Origin of the sequence: Bradyrhizobium manausense (assembly GCF_018129685.1) — a bacterium.
In the GTDB taxonomy this organism is placed as follows: Bacteria; Pseudomonadota; Alphaproteobacteria; order Rhizobiales; family Xanthobacteraceae; genus Bradyrhizobium; species Bradyrhizobium manausense_D.
The window spans coordinates 1-2,006 of record NZ_JAFCLG010000055.1; the positions used below are offsets into that span (position 1 = coordinate 1).

The following is a 2,006-nucleotide window of genomic DNA, read 5'->3' on the forward strand; positions in this document are numbered from 1 at the left end:
CGCAAGGATCGCGTTGACGACGCGATGCATGCGACCCGCGCCGCTGTCGAGGAAGGCATCGTCCCGGGCGGCGGCGTTGCGCTGCTCCGTGCTTCCGAGCAGCTCAAGGGCCTGCGCACCAAGAACGACGACCAGAAGACCGGCGTCGAGATCGTGCGCAAGGCGCTGTCGGCTCCCGCTCGCCAGATCGCGATCAACGCCGGTGAAGACGGTTCGGTGATCGTCGGCAAGGTGCTGGAGAACAAGGCGTATGCTTTCGGCTTCGACTCCCAGACCGGTGAATATGGCGACCTCGTCAAGAAGGGCATCATCGACCCGACCAAGGTGGTCCGCACCGCGATCCAGAACGCAGCCTCGGTTGCGGCGCTCTTGATCACCACGGAAGCCATGGTTGCCGAGCTGCCCAAGAAGGGCGGCGCCGGCCCCGCGATGCCCCCGGGCGGCGGCATGGGCGGCATGGACTTCTAAGACGCATCACCAGACAATCGAACCTGGAGAGGCCCGGCACAAACCGGGCCTCTTTGCTTTTGTTGAACTCGCGCAGGAGTTGCGGTACGTTCGCGCCGATTGCAGCTTGGGTCCTATATTGAAGTGTATAAGATCCGTATCCACGAGATTATCTGGTTTCCCTACCGGCCAGAGTGGAAGCTCATCGGCCCGCTGCTCGTTCTGCTGTTCCTCGCAGTCGCAGCCACTGGATTGGTCAACGCAATAGACCTATTCGGCCTGTTCAATTCGATCACCGCAAAAAATGCCGGAAATCTGGCTCCCTGGATGGTCATCGTCCTTCTCGTCCTCTGCCTGGTCTTTTGCGTCTATTCCGCACGATCGGATTACATCTCCATCCATGCGGCACTGCTACCCTGCTTCGTAACGACCGTCGTGATCGTTTCCCTGTCTCTCTATTTCACGTCCAAGACGATCGACATGAGATCCATGTTCCAGGCAGCGACGGGCGCGCTCGGTTCGTTGATGTTCACGGGGCGCATCATTCAATCGGGAGGCGTCGATCTTGGAGCCCTTGGCGCGATCCGGCGACGCGTCGAGCAAAAAACCCAGGCGTGCTTGCAAACCCCCGTCGCCGACAGCTCGTTCTCGTCGCGACGGAAGGATCTCACCGAGGACGTGAAGAAGCTTGCCGACGAACTGAAAAAGGCTGCTCCCGAGACTACTGATCAAACCTCCGTGGAGAAAGCTATCAAGTCGCTGCAAAACTTTCTGGCGCGAAGCGAACTGGTCGATCACTACGACTTTCTGCAAGACCTGAGAGAAGGCGAAGACTCATTGATTCGGGCGCTGAAACGGATCGGCGGGCGGAGGTACGATGACCCCTAAGATACCATTCTATTATCTGACACTGGATGGAGAAGACCCCTGCAAGTGGTCTCCGTTTGGCGTGCCGTTGTTGGATGTCGGTATGTCCACGAAAAGAGAGCTGGCAAGTTCGAACTTCTCCAACAAGAAGCATTTTTCCGTATCGATCGTCTGTCAGAAGCATGACCAGGTTGCAGATCAGGCGATCTCGCAATGTGTTGGCTGCCTCGTATCAGGTGAGTACCTGAAGCCCCAGCATCAAGGATATTTCGCAGAGCAGTTTCACATCTTCAGCAATAGGCTGGTGGAGCTGAACACCAAGGTCCTGCCCGTGCTGGGATTCGAGATTTTCGTCGTCGCCCCGGACGGAGCAACCGAGGAGCCGATGAAACGGGCCATGCCGCTGAAGGAAAGACTAATCGTCACTGGCGTCGAGGAGCGGCTGGTCCGCATCGACATCGTTCACGACCAAGCCAGGCTTTCCGCCATATCGAAGCTGCGCCTGCTCAACATCGCACATACCCGCGCGGCAGTGACTTTGCCAAGTTAGCTTTCGGTAACCGAATGTCAGCGAAAGATATCGGATTCGGTCGACAAGCCCGCGAACGCATGCTGCGCGGCGTCGACATTCTCGCCAACGCGGTGAAGGTCACGCTCGGCCCCAAGGGCCGCAACGTCGTGCTCGACAAGTC

Annotated in this window: 3 protein-coding genes; all 3 read left to right on the forward strand. The window is 58.3% G+C overall.

The window, feature by feature from the left end; translation table 11 throughout:
* Positions 1–468: TCP-1/cpn60 chaperonin family protein (locus tag JQ621_RS35250; protein WP_283813241.1), on the forward strand; the 468-nt coding region annotated here is incomplete at its 5' end.
* A gap of 123 nt (positions 469–591) precedes the next feature.
* Positions 592–1,335, forward strand: coding sequence for a hypothetical protein (locus JQ621_RS35255; RefSeq protein WP_212241801.1), 744 nt, complete (start codon positions 592–594; stop codon positions 1,333–1,335).
* Positions 1,336–1,417: 82 nt separating this feature from the next.
* Positions 1,418–1,864: a hypothetical protein gene (locus JQ621_RS35260; RefSeq protein WP_212241802.1), complete on the forward strand. Its 447-nt coding sequence runs from the start codon at positions 1,418–1,420 to the stop codon at positions 1,862–1,864.
* Positions 1,865–2,006: the final 142 nt, after the last annotated feature.

Excerpts from the sequence above, each read along its gene's own strand:
- JQ621_RS35260 (WP_212241802.1), top strand. The coding sequence starts at position 1,418 with ATGTCCACGAAAAGAGAGCTGGCAAGTTCGAACTTCTCCAACAAGAAG.